This window comes from Amycolatopsis sp. lyj-23 (assembly GCF_046549135.1).
Lineage (GTDB): Bacteria > Actinomycetota > Actinomycetes > Mycobacteriales > Pseudonocardiaceae > Amycolatopsis.
The window spans coordinates 1-779 of sequence record NZ_JAJPWN010000060.1 but is presented as its reverse complement, the minus strand read 5'-3'; the positions used below and the strand labels follow the sequence as shown (position 1 = coordinate 779).

General features: G+C 68.0%; 2 protein-coding genes. Both read left to right on the top strand.

Annotated elements, in window-relative coordinates; genetic code table 11:
- A partial coding sequence (locus ACLJPY_RS50185) for a transposase (protein ID WP_410598094.1) occupies positions 1 to 314 on the top strand: 314 nt, incomplete at its 5' end.
- Positions 311 to 779 (top strand): IS5 family transposase (locus ACLJPY_RS50180; RefSeq protein ID WP_410598093.1); only part of this gene is annotated, 469 nt, incomplete at its 3' end. The genes ACLJPY_RS50185 and ACLJPY_RS50180, both read left to right, overlap by 4 nt.

Here is a 779-nt window from a genome sequence, read left to right as displayed (position 1 = left end):
CGCGGCCCGGGCGACCGTCGATGTGGACCAAGCGGCAGTTGATCGACGCGATCCGGTGGCGGGTGCGTGCCGGTGCGCCGTGGCGCGATATTCCCGCTGGATATGGCTCGTGGGCGGCGGCGTATGGGGTGTTTCGGCGGTGGCAGCGTGATGGCACCTGGAAGCGGATATTGACCGCGTTGCAGGCGTTGGCCGAGGCGGCTGGGCGGATCACGTGGGACGTGAGCGTGGATTCCACGATCACTCGGGCGCATCAGCATGCCGCGGGTGCGCGGAAAAGGGGGATCTGCAGGCCGAGTCGCCAGGAGGGGTGACCGTCGAGCCGGATGATCATGCGTTGGGGCGGTCCCGGGGTGGGTGGACCACGAAGCTGCATCTGGGTTGTGAGCAGGGGCAGAAGCCGTTGTCGATCGTGCTGACTGCCGGGCAGCGTGGCGACAGCCCGCAGTTCATTCCCGTCTTGCGCGGTATCCGGGTGCCTCGGCCGGCAGGTGGTGGGCGGCCACGCACACGGCCGGACCGGGTGCTGGCGGACAAGGCCTACACCTCCAAGGCCAACCGGGCTCACCTGCGCAAACGTGGGATCAAGGCGACCATCCCGAGCAAAGCTGACCAGGATGCGCACCGCAAGGCCAAGGGATCGAAGGGCGGCCGGCCACCGACCTTCGACCCCGAAACCTACAAACAGCGCCACGCCGTGGAATGCGGCATCAACCGCCTCAAACGCCACCGCGGGGTGGCCACCCGCTATGACAAACTCGCCGCCCGCTACGAAGCCA